Source organism: Lactobacillus delbrueckii subsp. bulgaricus, from assembly GCF_046938665.1.
Classification (GTDB): Bacteria; Bacillota; Bacilli; order Lactobacillales; family Lactobacillaceae; genus Lactobacillus; species Lactobacillus delbrueckii_C.
In genome coordinates, this window is sequence record NZ_JBKZCD010000007.1 from 26,653 (window position 1) to 43,832 (window position 17,180).

General features: G+C 52.4%; 14 protein-coding genes. 13 read left to right on the top strand and 1 reads right to left on the bottom strand.

Going from position 1 to position 17,180, the window contains the following annotated elements; genetic code table 11:
• Positions 1-91: 91 nt before the first annotated feature.
• The 10 genes from ACLUXO_RS05180 (at position 92) to ACLUXO_RS05225 (ending at position 13,578) form a co-directional block, all read left to right on the top strand.
• Positions 92-1,819 carry an ABC transporter ATP-binding protein gene (locus ACLUXO_RS05180; protein ID WP_412136617.1) on the top strand — a complete coding sequence of 576 codons (1,728 nt, stop codon included), beginning with the start codon at positions 92-94 and terminating at the stop codon, positions 1,817-1,819.
• Between the two features lie 10 nt (positions 1,820-1,829).
• Positions 1,830-3,674, top strand: coding sequence for an ABC transporter ATP-binding protein (locus tag ACLUXO_RS05185; protein WP_412136618.1), 1,845 nt, complete (start codon positions 1,830-1,832; stop codon positions 3,672-3,674).
• Positions 3,675-3,802: 128 nt separating this feature from the next.
• Positions 3,803-4,489, top strand: a complete 687-nt coding sequence (locus tag ACLUXO_RS05190) for a response regulator transcription factor (protein WP_412136619.1) — start codon at positions 3,803-3,805, stop codon at positions 4,487-4,489.
• Positions 4,479-5,687, top strand: coding sequence for a sensor histidine kinase (locus ACLUXO_RS05195; RefSeq protein WP_412136620.1), 1,209 nt, complete (start codon positions 4,479-4,481; stop codon positions 5,685-5,687). The genes ACLUXO_RS05190 and ACLUXO_RS05195 overlap by 11 nt, the downstream gene beginning before the upstream one ends.
• 36 nt (positions 5,688-5,723) lie before the next feature.
• Positions 5,724-7,274: a UDP-N-acetylmuramoyl-L-alanyl-D-glutamate--2,6-diaminopimelate ligase gene (locus tag ACLUXO_RS05200; protein ID WP_412136621.1), complete on the top strand. Its 1,551-nt coding sequence runs from the start codon at positions 5,724-5,726 to the stop codon at positions 7,272-7,274.
• A gap of 13 nt (positions 7,275-7,287) precedes the next feature.
• Positions 7,288-8,037: an aspartate/glutamate racemase family protein gene (locus tag ACLUXO_RS05205; protein ID WP_003613284.1), complete on the top strand. Its 750-nt coding sequence runs from the start codon at positions 7,288-7,290 to the stop codon at positions 8,035-8,037.
• Between the two features lie 151 nt (positions 8,038-8,188).
• On the top strand, positions 8,189-8,938 hold the full coding sequence (locus ACLUXO_RS05210) for a DeoR/GlpR family DNA-binding transcription regulator (RefSeq protein ID WP_412136622.1): 750 nt from the start codon (positions 8,189-8,191) through the stop codon (positions 8,936-8,938).
• On the top strand, positions 8,938-9,852 hold the full coding sequence (gene pfkB / locus ACLUXO_RS05215; RefSeq protein WP_412136623.1) for a 1-phosphofructokinase: 915 nt from the start codon (positions 8,938-8,940) through the stop codon (positions 9,850-9,852). Before ACLUXO_RS05210 ends, pfkB begins: the two co-directional genes overlap by 1 nt.
• Before the next feature lie 48 nt (positions 9,853-9,900).
• A complete protein-coding gene (locus ACLUXO_RS05220; protein WP_412136624.1) occupies positions 9,901-11,877 on the top strand; it encodes a PTS fructose transporter subunit IIABC in 1,977 nt (658 codons plus the stop codon).
• Between the two features lie 105 nt (positions 11,878-11,982).
• The gene (locus tag ACLUXO_RS05225; RefSeq protein WP_412136625.1) at positions 11,983-13,578 is read left to right on the top strand and encodes an NERD domain-containing protein; all 1,596 of its coding nucleotides are present in this window, start codon (positions 11,983-11,985) and stop codon (positions 13,576-13,578) included.
• Between the two features lie 218 nt (positions 13,579-13,796).
• On the opposite strand, the gene ACLUXO_RS05230 is transcribed toward ACLUXO_RS05225, so the two are convergent.
• On the bottom strand, positions 13,797-14,438 hold the full coding sequence (locus tag ACLUXO_RS05230; protein WP_412136626.1) for a hypothetical protein: 642 nt from the start codon (positions 14,436-14,438) through the stop codon (positions 13,797-13,799).
• 95 nt (positions 14,439-14,533) lie between these two features.
• Here ACLUXO_RS05230 and ACLUXO_RS05235 point away from each other — a divergent pair, with 95 nt between their 5' ends.
• The 3 genes from ACLUXO_RS05235 to ACLUXO_RS05245 are packed head-to-tail and all read left to right on the top strand — an operon-like array spanning position 14,534 to position 16,810.
• Entirely contained in the window at positions 14,534-15,334 is an 801-nt protein-coding gene (locus ACLUXO_RS05235; RefSeq protein ID WP_412136627.1) for an HAD family hydrolase, read from the top strand.
• A gap of 25 nt (positions 15,335-15,359) precedes the next feature.
• Positions 15,360-16,013, top strand: a complete 654-nt coding sequence (locus ACLUXO_RS05240; protein WP_270448806.1) for a metal ABC transporter ATP-binding protein — start codon at positions 15,360-15,362, stop codon at positions 16,011-16,013.
• Positions 16,013-16,810 carry a metal ABC transporter permease gene (locus ACLUXO_RS05245; RefSeq protein ID WP_270448807.1) on the top strand — a complete coding sequence of 266 codons (798 nt, stop codon included), beginning with the start codon at positions 16,013-16,015 and terminating at the stop codon, positions 16,808-16,810. The genes ACLUXO_RS05240 and ACLUXO_RS05245 overlap by 1 nt, the downstream gene beginning before the upstream one ends.
• The last annotated feature ends 370 nt before the right edge of the window (positions 16,811-17,180 follow it).

Genomic DNA, 17,180 nt, shown 5'->3' on the forward strand with positions numbered 1-17,180 from the left:
TAAGTATAAAATAAATAGATGCTTAGCATCTATTTTTTTGTTTGACGATTTTTTAATAAAAGCGATGAGCAGTAAAAGAGGGAGGTCATTAATGCTTAAGACTTTACTGAAGTCCGTCCGCCAGTACAAAAAAGAGACGCTCTTGTCTCCTTTGTGCGTGGTTGTCGAGGTCTTCATTGAAATGTATATCCCATATATCATGGGGCTCTTGATTGACAACGGGATCAACAAGGGTGACATGGACTACGTGCGCAAGATGGGGTTGTTCACCATCCTGCTGACCCTGGTCTCCCTGGTCCTGGGGGCTAGTGCCAGCTACTTCTCAGCCCACGCGGCAGCCGGCTTTACCGCCAACCTCCGCCAGGACATGTTCTATCACATGCAGGACTTTTCATTTGAAAATATTGATAAGTTCTCCAGCGCCAGTCTGGTGACCCGGCTGACGACCGACACCAACAACATCCAGCAGGCCTATCAGATGAGCATCAGAATGGCCGTCCGGGCTCCGTTCATGATGCTCATTTCCCTGTTCATGGCCGCTTCGATCAGCTGGAGACTGACCCTGGTCTTCCTCGTGGCTGTTCCGGTTTTGGCTCTGGCCATGATCTTGATCATCAAGAATGCCCGGCCATACTTCCCGAGAATCTTCCGGGCCTATGACGAACTGAACCGGAAGGTCCGGGAAAACATCCGCGGGGTCCGGGAAGTCAAGACTTACGTCCACGAAGAAGAGCAGATCGAGAACTTTGAAAAGTCCACCAGCAAGATCTACAAGCTCTTCAGCCGGGCCATGTTTATCATGGCCTTCAACGGCCCGGTCATGACCCTAATGATCGATGCTGTTATGCTGGCCCTGTCCTGGTTCGGGGCAAAACTGATCGTGGGCCATCAACTGGCAACCGGCCAGCTGGTTTCCATGTTCTCTTACACCATGTCCATCTTGATGTCCTTGATGATCCTGTCCATGATCTTCACCCAGCTGATGATGGCCCAGTCAAGCGGGCACCGGGTGGCTGACGTCTTGACGGCCAAGCCGACTATTGTCAACCCGGCCAAGTCACCTTTGACGAGCGTGACCAACGGGGAAATCGTTTTTGACCACGTTGACTTCAAGTACGACAAGGAAGATGCCCACTATGCCTTAAAGGATATTGACCTGCGGATCAAGTCCGGGGAAACTTTGGGGATTATCGGGGAAACCGGGTCTTCCAAGTCAACCTTGATTTCCATGATTCCCCGCCTTTACGACGTGACCGGCGGGGCAGTCAGAGTCGGCGGTCACAACGTGCGCTCTTACGATCTTAAGACCCTGCGCGACAACGTGGCGGTCGTTTTGCAAAAGAATGTCCTTTTCTCCGGTACTATCAAGGACAACCTCAAGTGGGGGAATGAAAAGGCCAGCGACGAGGAAATCGTCCGGGCAGCCAAGATTGCCCACGCTGACGGCTTTATCCGGGAAATGCCGGACGGCTATGACACCATGGTCGAACAAGGCGGCAACAATGTTTCCGGTGGGCAAAAGCAGCGGATCACGATCGCCCGGGCCCTGTTGAAGAAGCCGAAGATCCTGATCCTGGACGACTCCACCAGTGCCGTCGACACCAAGACTGAACGGGAAATCCGGGAAGCCTTGAAGCGGGACCTGCCGGAAACGACCAAGATCATCATTTCCCAGCGGATCGTCTCCATCAAGGATGCCGACCGGATCGTGGTCATGAACCACGGAAAGATCGAAGACGTCGGAACCCACGATGAACTGATCAAGCGCAACGACTTGTACTCATCCATCGCCAAGTTCCAGGAAGAAAACAGCAAGTAGGTGATAATCGATGACTAAAAAACAAGCTCAGCAACCATCACAAATGCAGACCTTGATCCGTCTGCTGAAATACGTCTACCGGGTTAGCCCGGCGTCTTTGATTATCTCCCTGGTCTCCGTGATCATCAGCGCGGCGGCTTCCGTTGCCGGCTCCTTGTTCATTGAACAGGTTATCGACCGCTACATCACGCCCATGCTTAAGCAAAAGAGCCCGGACTTCGGCCCTCTGGCTCACGCGGTTTTGCTCATGGCCGGCGTTTACGCCATCGGTCTGGTCGCCAACTACCTTTTCACCTTGCTGATGATGGTCTTGTCCCAGCAGGTGCAAAAGCAAATCAGAAATGAAATGTTTACCCACATGCAGCGGCTGCCGATCGCCTTTTTTGACCAGAACGAATACGGCGACATCATGTCTCGCTACACTAACGACATCGACACCTTGATGCAGATGATCTCCCAGGCCCTGCCGATGTTCGCTAACTCTGTCTTTTCAGTAGTCTTCGTTTTGGCGGGGATGTTCTACCTCAGCTGGCAATTGACCCTGGTTTCCCTGGTAGTGGTTCTCCTGTCCTTAGGCGTTGTCCGCTACTTGACCGGCAAGTCCAGCTATTACTTTGACCAGCAGCAGAAGACTGTGGGGACGGTCAACGGCTACAACGAAGAAATGCTTAACGGCTTGAAGGTCATCAAGGTCTTCTCCCATGAACCGGAAGCCAAGGCCGACTTTGACCGCTACAATGACCAGCTGCGGATTGCCTCAAGCAAGGCCAACACCTATGCCACCATCTTGTTCCCAATCATGGGCAATATCGGCAACCTGCTCTACGTTTTGATCGCCTTGCTCGGCGGGGCGGCAATCTTAGCCGGCAACATTCCGCTGACCTTGGGGGCCCTGGCTTCCTTCATGCAGCTGTCCAAGGGCTTCATCATGCCGATCGCCCAGATCTCCCAGCAGCTGAACGCTATTGTCCTGGCCATTGCCGGGGCCCGGCGGATTTTCCAGGTCCTGGATGAAAAAGTTGAAGTCGACGACGGCCAGGTAACTATCGAAGAAAAGCCGGGCGTCAAGAATGCCTGGCAGTGGAAGATACCGACCGAAAACGGCTTTAAGTACGTGCCAGTCAAGGGCCACATCGTCTTTGACCACGTCAACTTCGGCTATGTGCCAGGCAAGCAGATCCTGCACGACATTTCCCTTGAAGCCAAGCCGGGCATGAAGGTGGCCCTGGTCGGGGAAACGGGGGCCGGGAAGACCACCATTTCCAGCATGATCAACCGCTTCTATGAAATCAATTCCGGCACGATCACTTACGACGGGATCGACATCAAGGACATCAAGAAGGATGACCTCCGCAAGTCTGTCTCCATCGTCTTGCAGGAAACCCACATGTTTACCGGCAACATCATGGAAAACATCCGCTTCGGCCGGCCTGACGCCTCAGATGACGACGTCTACCAGGCAGCCCGCCTGGCCCGGGCCGACGAGTTCATCCATGACCTGGATGACGGCTATGAAACGGTGATCGACGGGGGCGGCAGCGACCTCTCCCAGGGGCAGCTGCAGCTTCTCTCCATCGCCCGGGCCATGATCGCTGACAAGCCGGTCATGATCCTGGACGAAGCCACCAGTTCCATCGATACCCGGACTGAGCGCCTGGTGCAAACCGGGATGGACAACCTTTTGGCTGGCCGGACCAGCTTTGTTATCGCCCACCGTCTGTCCACCATCGTCAACTCCGACTTGATCATGGTCCTGGACCACGGCCGGGTCCTGGAAGCCGGCAACCACGACCAGCTTCTGGCCAAGCAGGGCTACTACTACGAGCTCTACACCGGCAAAAAAGAAATCCAATAAGAGCGAATCTTATGTTTTGCTAAAATCCAAGTCAGAGCGTACGTCAAAGTACGCTCTTTTTGGTATATTGGTTAAAATAAAAGGTACAATATAGGATAGATAAGTTTGGAATAGAAGAGGTTTTGCAAATGAAAATTCTCGTTGTCGATGATGACCACGAAATCGTGGAACTCTTAAGCATTTATTTGAAGAACGAAGGCTATGAGCCGCTTGCCGCCTACAATGGCAAGGAAGCTTTGACCAAGCTCTCAACCACGCCGGATATCGCCTTGATGATTCTGGACGTGATGATGCCGAACATGTCAGGCATCGATGTGGTCAAGGAAGTTCGCAAGGATTCTGACATTCCGATTATCATCGTCAGCGCCAAGACTGGCGACATGGATAAGATCCAGGGCCTGATCACCGGGGCCGACGACTACGTGTCCAAGCCTTTCAACCCCCTGGAAGTCATGGCCCGGGTCCGGTCCCTTTTGCGCCGCAGCCAGAAGCAAGTCAAGGAAGAGGAGCCTGACGTTTTGGAAGTCGGGCCTCTGATCATCAACAAGGACTCCCATGAGGTCAAGACGGTTGAAGGTAAGGAAATCCAGCTGACAGCCCTGGAATTCGGCATTCTTTACCTTTTGGCCAGCCACCCCAACCGGGTCTTCTCAGCTGATGAGATCTTCGAGCGGGTTTGGCAGCAAGAGTCCATTGTCAGCGCCAAGACGGTCATGGTTCACGTTTCCCACTTGCGGGACAAGATCCAGAAGGCCACCGACGGCGAAGAAGTCATCAAGACTGTATGGGGTGTAGGTTACAAGGTTGAAGCCTAAGCAAGACAAAGAAAAACAAGTCGTTCAGGGCAAGCGGCCCCGGGTCAAGCTGACCGCGGCTGAGAAGAGCGAGCTTTTTGCTGAAGGCGTGGTGACGGTCATCATCATGCTGCTCTTGAATATGTCCGTCATCATCCTCTACCATTTAGCGGTTCTGCAGGACAAGAGCCTGGTCAACGGCATTTATTTTTTGAAAAAGACCATGACGATCGGACCGGGCTACCATATCTGGTCCTGGGAAAGAATCGGGATCATTTTGATGGGGATCGCTGACGTCATCGTCTTGTACTGGCGCTTAATCCGCCGCTACCACCAGATGCAGCTGCGGCACATCATTTCCGAATTGCACTATATTGCCAACGGCCACTTTGACCACCGGATTTCCTTCAGCGTCAACACCGACATGCAGAAGGTGATCGATTCCATCAACTCCCTGGTTGACTCAACCGTGGGGGCGATCAATGAAGAAAAAGCGATCGAGCAGTCCAAAGACGAACTGATCACCAATGTTTCCCACGATATCCGGACCCCTTTGACCAGCATCATCGGCTACCTGGGCCTGCTGAAGAACGGGGCTGTGACCAGCCAGGAGGACATGCTCAAGTACATCAATATTGCCTATGACAAGGCTGAGCAGATGAAGTCCCTGGCCAATGACCTTTTTGAGTACACCACCTTGAAGTCGACCAAGACCAAGCTGAACGTGACCCCGATCAATATCAAGGGCATGATGGAGCAGGTGGCGGCCGGCTTTGAGCTGGAAGCGGAGAAGAAGGGCATTGCCTTTATCGTCAAGGCTCGGCCGGATGACTTGATCGTCAACGCCGACGTGGAAAAGCTGGTCCGGGTCTACAACAACTTGATCTCCAATGCCTTAAAGTACGCGGCTGGGGCCAGCCGGATCAACCTGGTAGCCAATTTGATCAACCACGAGCAGGTTGAGCTGCGGGTGGAGAATAATGGGGAACCGATTCCCAAGGACAAATTGAAGAAGATTTTTGACCGCTTCTACCGGGTGGAAAGCTCGCGCAATACCAAGACCGGGGGCACGGGCTTAGGCCTGTCCATTGTCCAGGGGGTCGTTGAGCTGCACGGGGGGACGATCCGCTGTGAATCAAACAAGGATTGGACCAGTTTCATCATTCTCTTGCCCCGGGATCCCCAGGCAAACAACTTCGCTCTTAGACCTGTGGTATAATTTGAACTGAATCTTAATTGACAGTGAGGAGTAAAAATGAGCATCTCATTAAACACCTGTATTTTAATCTTAAAAGAACACCACCTGCTCAAGTCCAGTGCCGTCCAGGACACTGTCCAGACCAGAATGGAGGCAGTTTCTTATGACTCACGTGACGTCCAGAACAACAGCCTCTTCTTCTGCAAGGGGGCAGGCTTCCGGCCAACCTACCTGACCATGGCCAAGGAAAACGGGGCAATTGCCTACGTGGCTGAGCAGCCATACCCGGAAGGCACGGGGATGCACGCCTTGATCGTCCGCAACGTGTCCAAGGCGATGGCCCTTTTGTCAGCTGCCTTCTACCGCTTCCCGCAAGACGACCTCTTCCTGGTTGGCTTTACCGGGACCAAGGGCAAGACCACTTCCGCCTACTTCTTAAAGGGGATGCTGGACCAGCTCAACGGCGGCCGGACTGCTCTTTTGTCCTCAGTCAACAACATCCTCGGGCCGGCTCCGGAAGACACCTTCAAGTCCAGCTTGACCACGCCGGAATCACTGGACTTGTTCAGAGACATGCGGCGGGCAGTTGACAACGGCATGACCCACATGGTTATGGAAGTGTCATCCCAAGCCTACAAGAAGAGCCGGGTCTTTGGCTTGACCTACGACCTGGGCTTCTTCTTGAACATCAGCCCGGACCACATCGGGGTCAACGAGCACCCGAACTTTGAGGACTACCTCCACTGCAAGCTGCAGCTTTTGGTCAACTCCCGCAAGTGCATCATCAACGCGGAAACCGACCGCTTCGCTGATGTTTACGCGGCAGCGACGACCACGACCAACCCGGACAGCATCTACCTGTTTGCCCGGGACGGCTTTGAAAACCCGGATCTGAAGAAGCCGATCGACTTCCGCTACAAGTCCGTGGAAACTGACCTGGCTGAAACCAAGTTCACCTTGACTACGGCTTCAAGCAAGGCCCACAAGCTGCCAATCTCTGGTGAATACACTCTGCAGATGATCGGCGACTTCAACGAAACCAACGCAACCGGCGCCATCATCGGGGCTGGCCTGGCCGGGATGAGCTATGAAGACTGCGCCAAGGGGATCCGGCACGTGACCATCCCAGGCCGGATGGAAACTGTCACGACCCAAAAGCACGGCTTGATTGTGGTGGACTATGCCCACAACAAGGCCTCCATGCTGGCTTTGATGCGGTTCATGCGCCGGGAATTCACCAACCCCCGGGTTATCGTCGTGGTCGGCGCGCCTGGGGACAAGGGGATTTCCCGCCGGCCGGGCTTCAGCGAAAGCTTGACGGCGGAAGCTGACAAGGCCTACCTGACCACGGACGACCCTGGCTTTGAAAATGCCCAGGACATCTGCGAGGAAATCGATGCCGGGATCGACCACTCCAAGTGTGAAACGGTTATCGAACTGGACCGGGAGAAGGCCATCAAGGAAGCTATTTCCGAAGCTGGCCCGGACGACGTGGTCCTGCTCTGCGGCAAGGGGGCTGACGCCTTCCAGAAGATCCGCGGGGTAGACACCCCATATGCCGGCGACATTGTTATCGCCCGGCAGGTGGTCCAGGAATTAGAAAAGTAAGGATTGATATTTAGTGAAGCATTTCTTTAGCATTATTGGCGGGATGGGGACCATCGCGACCGAAAGCTATGTCCGCTTGATCAACCACCGGGTCAAGATCAGCAAGGACCAGGACTACTTAAACTACATCCTGGTCAATGATGCCCAGGTGCCAGACCGGACGGCCTACATCAAGGACCACAGCCAGCCGAATTTTTTCAATGCGCTTAAAGAAGATGTTTTAGGCCAGGCCAAGCTGGGGCCGGACTTCATGGTCATGCCCTGCAACACGGCCCACTACTTTTATGACGACCTGGCGGCTTTGACCGACATTCCCTTCCTGCACATGATGCGGATTGCCGTGCACCAATATGTCGACCAGTTTCCAAACAGTCCCAAGATCGGCTTGATCGCGACTGAAGGGTCAATTTACGACCACCTTTATGAAGATGAGATCCACCGGGTGGGCCGGGAAGTTGAATTCGGCGGCCCCGAGATCCAGCCGATGGTGACGGAGTTGATCTACCGGGACATCAAGGAGAAGGGGATCGTCGACAAGGAGCTCTACCATGAGATCCTCCGCAAGATGCACGACGAATATGGCTGCGACGTGATCCTGCTGGGCTGTACGGAACTTTCCTTAGCCCAGGAGCAGGCACCGGACCACCCTTACCAGGTTATCGACCCCCAGTCGATCATCGCTGACGTGTCGATCGAACTGGCTCTGGCGATCAGAAACGGGCAAGACCCCCGCCAGGCCTGCCAGAAATATCTATATGACTAAATAAAAGACCAGGGTTTCCTGGTCTTTTTTGCTTGATTTTTAGCATTCAGTCAAAAACAGTCAATTTTTTAGGAAAATCGCTCATTTTTGACGGAAAATGATTGCTTTTGATTGAGAAAGCCTTTACAATAGATAATGAGGTGAGATAAAGATGCTGACGGAAGAGCGGCAACAAATGATTGCCCATTATGTAGACGAACATCAGATTTGCCGCGTAACGGAACTTTGCCGCTTGACCTCGACATCCGAGTCGACGATCAGACGCGATCTGAGTGAAATGGAAGACCGGGGCCTGCTTAAACGGGTCCACGGCGGAGCGCAGAGCCTGCAGACTTTTGGCCAGGATGTGGCCCAGCAGATCCGCTTTAATCTGAACAAGGATGACAAGCTGGCCATTGCCCGCCTGGCCGCCAGGAAGGTCCACCCGCACGACTATCTCTTTTTAGACGCGGGGACGACCGTTTATGAAATGGTTCCCTTTTTAAAAGAGATCAGCGGCCTGCACGTGGTGACCAACGGCCTGGAAACGGCCCTGGCCTTGACTGACGCTGGAATTGACTGCTGCCTTTTGGGCGGCCATGTCAAGCGGCAGACCCACGCGGCCATTGGCGCGACCACTGTCTCCCGCCTGCAGGAGCTGAACTTCAACGCGGCTTTCATTGGAGCCAACGCCCTGAGCCCGGCCGGCTTTTTAACCACGCCGGACACTGAGGAAGCTGCCGTGAAAAGGACGGCTATCCAGCAAAGCCAGCAGGCTTTCGTTTTAATCGACCGCAGCAAATTTAACGCGGTAACTTTTGCCGAATTCGCCAAGACCGACCAGGTGACCATCATCAGCCGCCTGGCGGCTGGCGACCGGGAGAAGTTGCCAGTAAATATTCAACTTGAGGAGGCTGAATAATGATTTACACCGTGACTGTCAACCCAGCTTTGGACTACGTTCTGCAACTGCCAGAAGTCAAGGACGGGGAGACCAACCGGTCAAGCGACACCCAGTTCTTAGCTGGGGGCAAGGGGATCAACGTTTCCCAGATTCTTAACCAATTAGGCGTGGATAACACTGCCTGGGGCTTTGTCGGTGGCTTTACCGGCGAAGAATTGATCCGCCAATTGAACGTCAAGAAGATCAACAGCGACTTCGTAAGAATCAGTGACGACACCCGGGTGAACGTTAAGATCCACGCCCAGGAAGAAACTGAAATCAACGCGGCTGGCCCGGACATTACCGACCAGGAAGTCGCAGCCTTCAAGTCCCGCCTGGACGACCTGGAAGCAGGCGACGTCGTTGTTTTGAGCGGTAGCCTGGCTCCAAGCCTGCCAACTGACTTCTACGAAAGCCTTTTGCCTTTGATCCGGGAAAAGGGGGCGGAATTCGTCGTTGACACGACTGGCGAAGCCCTGCTGCGTACTTTGAAGTTCAATCCATTGGTTATCAAGCCAAACCACCACGAACTGGCTGACCTCTTTGACACCAGCTTCTCATCAACTGCCGACATGCTGGAAGCAGCCAAGAAGCTGCAGAAGCTGGGCGCGCAAAACGTCATGATCTCCATGGCTGGCGAAGGTGCTTACCTGGTAACTGCTGACCACGTCTACCACGCCAACGCGGCCAAGGGTACGGCGGTCAACTCAGTTGGCGCCGGGGACTCCATGATTGCCGGTTTCGTTGGCACCTGGTTTGAAAAGCACGACGCGGCTGAAGGCCTCCGGGTCGGCAGCGCCTGCGGCGGGGCTACGGCTTTCACTGAAGACATCGCGGTCAAGAGCCAAATCGACGCCGTATTGCCGCAAATCAAGATCGACGTCGTTGAATAAAGGGAACAAGAAGTAACAGAGTATTTTTTAGTAACTGAGGGAAACAAGATGCGGATTAAAGATATTTTGAGCCCAGAATCCATGATTATGGACTTGCAGGCTACCACCAAGGATGAAGCCATCAACGAAATGGCCGACTTGGAAGTAGCTACGGGCATCGTCAACAACAAGGAAAAGTTCGTTGAATCCATCTGGGCCCGGGAAAAGGAATCCACTACCGGGATCGGTGGCGGGATTGCCATGCCTCACGCCAGAAACGAATACATTAACAAGGCCCGGGTGCTTTTTGCCAAGAGTGAAAAGGGCGTGGACTTCGACTCATTAGACCAGCAGCCAGTCCACCTCTTCTTCATGATCACTGCCCCAGCCGGTGCGGACAATACCCACTTGCAAGCCCTGGCTAAGCTGAGCAGCCTCTTGATCAACCCTGACCTGGTTGAAAAGCTGAAGGCAGCTAAGACGGCTGACGAAGTTATCGACCTCTTCAGCCAGGCAGAAGCTGACAAGGACAAGGAAGACGCTGAACGCGAAGCCAAGCTGGCCGCTAAGAAGGAAGCGGAAGCTAAGGCAGCTAGTGATGAAAAGCCATTGATCGTCGGCGTTACTGCCTGCATCAACGGGATCGCCCACACTTACATGGCTGAAGAAGCCCTGATCAAGGCCGGTGAAAAGCGCGGCGTTGAAGTCCGGATTGAAACCAACGGTTCAGAAGGCGTTAAGCACGAATTGACTGCTGACGAAATCAAGCGGGCTAAGGGTGTTATCATCGCTTCCGACAAGCAGGTCAAGATGGCCCGCTTTGACGGCAAGGAACTGGTTAAGCACCCAGTTGTTGACGGGATCAACAAGCCAGACCAACTGGTTGACGACATCCTGTCCGGCAAGGGTAGCGTTTACCATGCCGAAGCTGGTGAAGCCAGCGAAAGCTCAGCTGCAAGCGACGGCAGCGTATGGTCAACTATCTACCGGCACCTGATGAGCGGTATTTCTCACATGCTTCCGTTCGTTATCGGTGGTGGTATCTTGATGGCCATCTCCTTCCTGGTTGAACAATACATGGGTGGTGCCAAGAGCCCGGCCTTCATCTTCTTGAACAGTGCTGGTAACCTGGCCTTCGCCTTCATGGTTCCGGTTCTGGCCGGCTACATCGCTGAATCAATCGGTGACCTGCCAGCCTTGATGCCAGGTTTCGTCGGTGGTTTCATGGCCTCAATCACCAACTCTTCCTTGGGCGGCTCTTATGCTGTTAACGTCAACGCTAAGGCTGCTTCACCAGCCGGCTTCCTGGGCGGGATTGCCATTGGTTTCATCGCCGGTTACCTGATCCTGGGTCTCAAGAAGCTCTTCGCTAAGCTGCCGAAGAACGTTGAAGGTATGAAGCCAATGCTTCTTTACCCAATCTTTGGTCTGCTCCTCGTAGCCTTGATCATGTACTACATCATCAACCCGGTCTTCGGTGCCTTGAACGCGGTTATTACCAACTTCCTGAACGGCATGGGCACTGGCAACCTGGTTCTCTTGACCACGGTTTTGGCCGGTATGATGAGTATCGACATGGGTGGTCCTTTCAACAAGGCCGCTTACGTCTTCGCTTCAGGTGCCTTTGCCAACGACCCGACTTCCAAGACTTCAGCCATCTTGATGGCTTCTGTCATGGTTGGTGGTATGGTAGCACCATTCGCGACTGCCATCGCAACTACTTTCTTCAAGAACAAGTTTACTGAAGATGAACGCCGGGCCGGTGTTTCCAACTGGATCCTGGGCTTCTCCTTCATCACTGAAGGGGCTATCCCATTCGCCAGTGCTGACCCGCTGCACGTTATCGTTTCATCAATCGTCGGCAGTGCTGTCGGCGGGGCCCTGGTAGGTCTGTGGCACGTCGGCGTGCCAGCACCTCACGGTGGTTTCTGGGTTATCGCTTTGTCCAGCAACTGGCTGGGCTACCTGGGCGCCGTAGCTGTCGGCTCAATCGTCGCTGCTTTGATGATGGGCTTTTGGAAGAAGCCAGTTGACCAAAAGAACTAATTTTCTCAAATAAAAGAACTCGGATTTTTCCGAGTTCTTTTTTTAGGTAAAAATCGCTTCTTTCGTGTAATAGTCAGTAGAGAGACTAAGCAAAGGAGCGATCTTATGGAACGAATGTGGACAAATTGGTACCTGGCCAGTGAAGAAGTTGAAAATGACGCCGTCGTGCAATCGGCCCAGGCAGCTGAGCAGCTGATCAATCCGGACTATGACCACACCCGGCAGCTGTCTGATCAGAATTTGGCTGGGGTGCGCGAGCTGAACGGCTTGCTGGTCAGCTATAACCAGCTGGGGGCGGCCCAGGCAGCGACTTTGACGCAAGAGCAGTTGGTGAATGCGGAAAATCTATTAGCGGGCGCGGCGGGTGAGTGGCTAGTCGATCGGGCAGTCAAGTCCGTCGCGGCGGCAGTTTTTCATAATGTGATTCTGCCCTGCAAATATGATAAAAATCGGCCAGTTGGCGACAACCAAATTGATAATTTGGTGATTACCAGTACCGGCATTTATTGTATTGAAGTCAAGGTGCGCAAAATTGCGGGGAAGCTTTTCGACTTTAACCGGCTGGGCCGGGGCATTTATGATCAGATTAGCTACCACAAGGAGGCGCTGACGCAAGTCCTGCAACCAATGGGGATCAGTCCCAATTTTATTAAGACGATTGTGGTGGTGATCAACCGGCTGGGGAATGATGACTTCAAGCTGAAGAACCAGGAGGATCTGCAGCGGGCTGGTTCGCAGGTGGTCAAGCTGTCGGTCTTGAACCTGTTTTTGAGCAATGACGGGTTCGCCGTGCTGAATCAGCAGCAGATCCAGGCAATTGAGCAGGCGATTCAAAGCCAGCGCCTGCCTGATCGGCGGACCTATCCAGCCAATGTCCGTTTTAAGTTGACGCAGGCGCATCTGGATAAAGCCAGACAGATCAGCCAGGCTGTCAGGCTTGGAATTCCGCTTGCGCAGAACGTGACGTATCATGGGCGGTTAAATGATTATCCGCTCACGGGCTTGACCGGAAAGCAGCAGAATATTTTGTGGCTGATCGTGGGCCGGCTTTATGGTTTCGGGTGCGGCACGCTTCAGCTGACCCGAAGTGAGTTGCGGACTGGGGCTGGCTATGGCGGGCGTGATTTTTTGCGGCTGGATCAGCAGTTAAGCGAATTGGCTGAGTTCATGCAACAGAGCAAGCTTTTTCAAAAGGCTAAGTATGAAGACAAGAAATTGACGGTCAGCGTTAGCAAGAAGTACTCGTTCCTGTTTAACGGCTGCACGAAGGACTTCACCTGCTGGAATTATCAATTGCTGCGCCGAATCAGCCTGAACAACGCCAAGACTTTGTTCCGCAAGTTGCTGCAAGCTTCAGCAGCCGGCTGCTACCAGGTGTCCTTTGAGCAGCTGCGGGAAATTCTGGCAGTGCCGGATAGCTATTCGAATTATGAGGTAATGAGGAATAAGATTAAGCCCGCTGTACTTCAACTGGTACCATTTTTTGGCAATTTGAGCTACGAAGTGGTCAAGAGCGGTAAAGCGAATAAAATTGTTGGGATAAGTTTCACTTTTGATAAGTTTTCGCCGGAGGAACTGTTGACCTTAAGAGAATGGCACAAATATTCAACCAATATTTCTGCTAATTCGCATTTATCTCTAACCGAGCAACTGAAAGCTGAGAGAATTTTAGAAAAGAATTTCGGAGATTGTTTGAAGTAGGTGTTCTATTTTTTTAGGTTCATGTGGTTCAGTAAAAACTGGGGTTAAAATTTTTTAAAAAGGCCGTGGCTCAGTAAAAATCGGGGCTAAAATTATTGAAACAGGCTGTGGCTCAGTAAAAAGTGGGGCTAAAATTATTGAAACAGGCCGTGGCTTAGTAAAAAGTGGGGCTAAAATTATTGAAAAAGGCCGTGGCTCAGTAAAAAGTGGGGCTAAAATTATTGAAAAATGCCGTGGCTCAGTAAAAATTGGGGCTCGAAGCGATGAACCATCCCCGTTTTTACCGTAGCCCCGTCCAAATTTCGCAAAACTGTCCCCGTTTTTACCGTAGCCCCGTCCAAATTTCGCAAAACTGTCCCCGTTTTTACCGTAGTCACGTCCAAATTTCGCAAAACTGTCCCCGTTTTTACCGTAGCCCCGTCCAAATTTCGCAAACTCATCCCCATTTTTACCGTAGCCAGGTCCAAATTTCGCAAAACTGTCCCCATTTTTACCGTAGCCACAGCCAAATCCCGCAAAACTATCCCCGTTTTTACCTCAGCCAGGTCCAAATTTCGCAAACTAGTCCCCGTTTTTACCGTAGCCACAGCCAAATCTCGCAAAACTGTCCCCGTTTTTACCGTAGCCAGGTCCAAATTCCGCAAAACCATCCCCGTTTTTACCGTAGCCAGGTCCAAATTTCGCAAACTCATCCCCGTTTTTACCGTAGCCAGATCCAAATTCCGCAAAACCATCCCCGTTTTTACCGTAGCCAGGTCCAAATTTCGCAAAACTGTCCCCGTTTTTACCGTAGCCAGGTCCAAATTTCGCAAAACTGTCCCCGTTTTTACCGTAGCCAGGGCTAAACTCCCGCACCGCACCCCGGGCGCCCGCAATTTTGCAAGGAGGGCGAAATTTTGGTATTCTATAACGTTAAAGATCTTTTAGCGAAAAAGCAGTTAGGAAGGAAGAAAAAATGATTAAATTACTTGCAACTGACATGGACGGAACCTGGCTCAACTCCAAGAAGGAGTATGACCTGGACAAGTTCAAGCAAATCATGGACCTGGCCAAGGAAAAAGGGGTCAAGTTCGTCATCGCCAGCGGGAACCAGTATGAAAACCTGGTCACCCGTTTCCCGAAAGAATACCTCAGCCAGCTCTACTTCGTGGCTGAAAACGGAGCCTATGTCTTGAAGGGGCGGGAAATCCTCAACATCGTGGACTTAAACAGCGATGAACTGGCCATGATTCACCAAATCAAGGAGAAGTACGGTCAGGACCACCCGACTGTCTTGGCCGGGGTGAATAGCGCCTACACCTTGAAGAGCTACGGGGAAGAGTTCTACAACTACCTCCACCTTTTTTACCAGGAACTGAAAGCTGTAGATGACTATGAAAGCGTCAAGGACCGGATCTTCAAGTTCACCATCGCGACCAAGGAAGGGGAGTCATCAGCCTTTGCCCAGCAGCTCAAGCGGGAATTCCCGAGCCTGGACATGGTGGCCGGCAGCGACTCAGCCGTTGACATCAGCAAGCTGGGCATGAACAAGGCGGTGGGCCTCAAGCTTTTGGGCAAGCGCTACGGGATCCCGGCTGATGAAATGGTGGCCTTCGGCGACGGGGGCAACGACGTGGCCATGCTGCAATATGTGGGCCAGAGCTACGCGACAGCAACGGCTTTGCCGGAAGCCAAGCGGGCGGCTAACGGGATCATCGGCTCAAGCGATGACAGTGCCGTCCAGGACAAGGTCCTGGACTTGCTGAAGAAGCTATAGAGATACTGATACTAGAGGTAAGTAAATGAGTAAAGCTTTGCAGGTCGTGGACTTGAGCATGAAGTTCGACGACCAGGAGATTTTTAAAAAGCTCAATTTCAGCCTGGAGACCGGGTCTATGACGGCTCTTTTAGGCCCTAACGGGGCCGGGAAGACCACCCTGGTCAGAATACTGATGGGGATGCTGAGCCCCAGCCACGGCTATTTTGAGCTGGCTGACGACGTAAAGGTGGGCTATGTGCCCCAGTTCCGCAATATCGACCCGGACTATCCCTTATCGATCAAGTCTTTTATCGAATTAAACACACCTTTTTGGAAGAGCCAGAAGGTTAAGGACCAGGTCAACCATATTTTGCAGGAGACCCACTTAAAGGGCCTGGCGGACACCAGGATGGGGGAGGCTTCCGGCGGGCAGAAGCAACGGGCCTATCTGGCCCAGGCTCTCTTGGACCAGCCGAACTTCATTATTTTGGATGAAGCCACGGCCAGCCTGGACCCGAAGGCCAAGGAAGAGTTGATGAGCTTGATCGCCCACCTCAACCATGAACACAAGATGACGGTCTTGTTCGTCACCCACGACATTCCTTTGGCCAAGCGCTATATGAAGGACTATCTTTACTTAAGCGACGGGACGGTCAGCCAGGGGAAGATGGAAGATTTTAAGGAGAGTTTCAACTGATGTTTGCCTACGAATTCATGCGCAATGCTTTTTGGGCGGCTACCTTTATCGCGATTACCTGCGGGGTGGTGGGCGTCTATGTCGTGGCCCGCAATTTCAGTTTCCTGGCCCACACCCTGTCGGAAATCGGCTTTGCCGGGGCGGCTTTTGCCGTTTTGATGGGCTTGAAGCCTTTGACGGGGATGCTAATTTTTGCCCTCCTGGGTTCAATTGGGGTCGGGGAGTTGTCCATGCGGACTGAGCAGAAGGAGTCGTCGATTTCCGCGATTTCCGCCTTCTTCGTCGGCCTGGGGATCCTCTTTTTGTCCCTGTCCAGCTCAGCCAGCAGCTACGCGACCAACATTTTGTTCGGGTCCATTATCGGGGTGTCCAGATCCAGCGTCTACCAGCTGGTCGGCCTGTCAGTGGTTGTCTTATTGATTATTTTTGCCATCCAGCGGCCCCTGAACTATGACTCTTTTGACCATATCGGGGCAGCGGCTCACCACATCAATACCGGCTTTGTCGGGGTGGTCTTCCTGGTGGCTTTGGCCATGGCGGTTTCCATTGGCTCCCAGGTGGTCGGGTCCATGCTGGTCTTTGTCCTTTTGACCATGCCGTCATCAACGGCCCGCTATTTGGGCAAGTCGATTCCAAGCATGCTGGCCTGGTCGGTCGGCCTGGCCCTGTTGGGGGTCTGGGCCGGGCTGTGCCTGGGCTACATTACCAACTGGCCGGTAACCTTTTTCATTTCAGTAATTGAAGTCACGGCTTACCTGCTGGTTTATTTCACCCACGCCAGAAAGAAGCGGGCGTAGTCAAATATTGAATTTTAATAATCATCAATACACAGTCTCTGCGCTTTTGAGAGACTGCGTATTTTGTTTTGCTAATATAATCCCCTAAAAACAGTTTATTATCATCTTGAAAAAAGTCTGCTTTTATATATTATACTTTCATTTCAGTAATTGAGGTCACGGCTTACCTGCTGGTTTACTTCACCCATGCCAGAAAGAAGCGGGTGTAGTCAAATATGGAGTTTTAATAATCATCAATACACAGTCTTTGCGCTTTTGAGAGACTGTGTATTTTATTTTGCTAATATAATTCCCTAAAAACAATTTATTATCATCTTGAAAAAGCCTGCTTTTATATGTTATACTTTTTCTAAAAAAGTATTAATTTTTT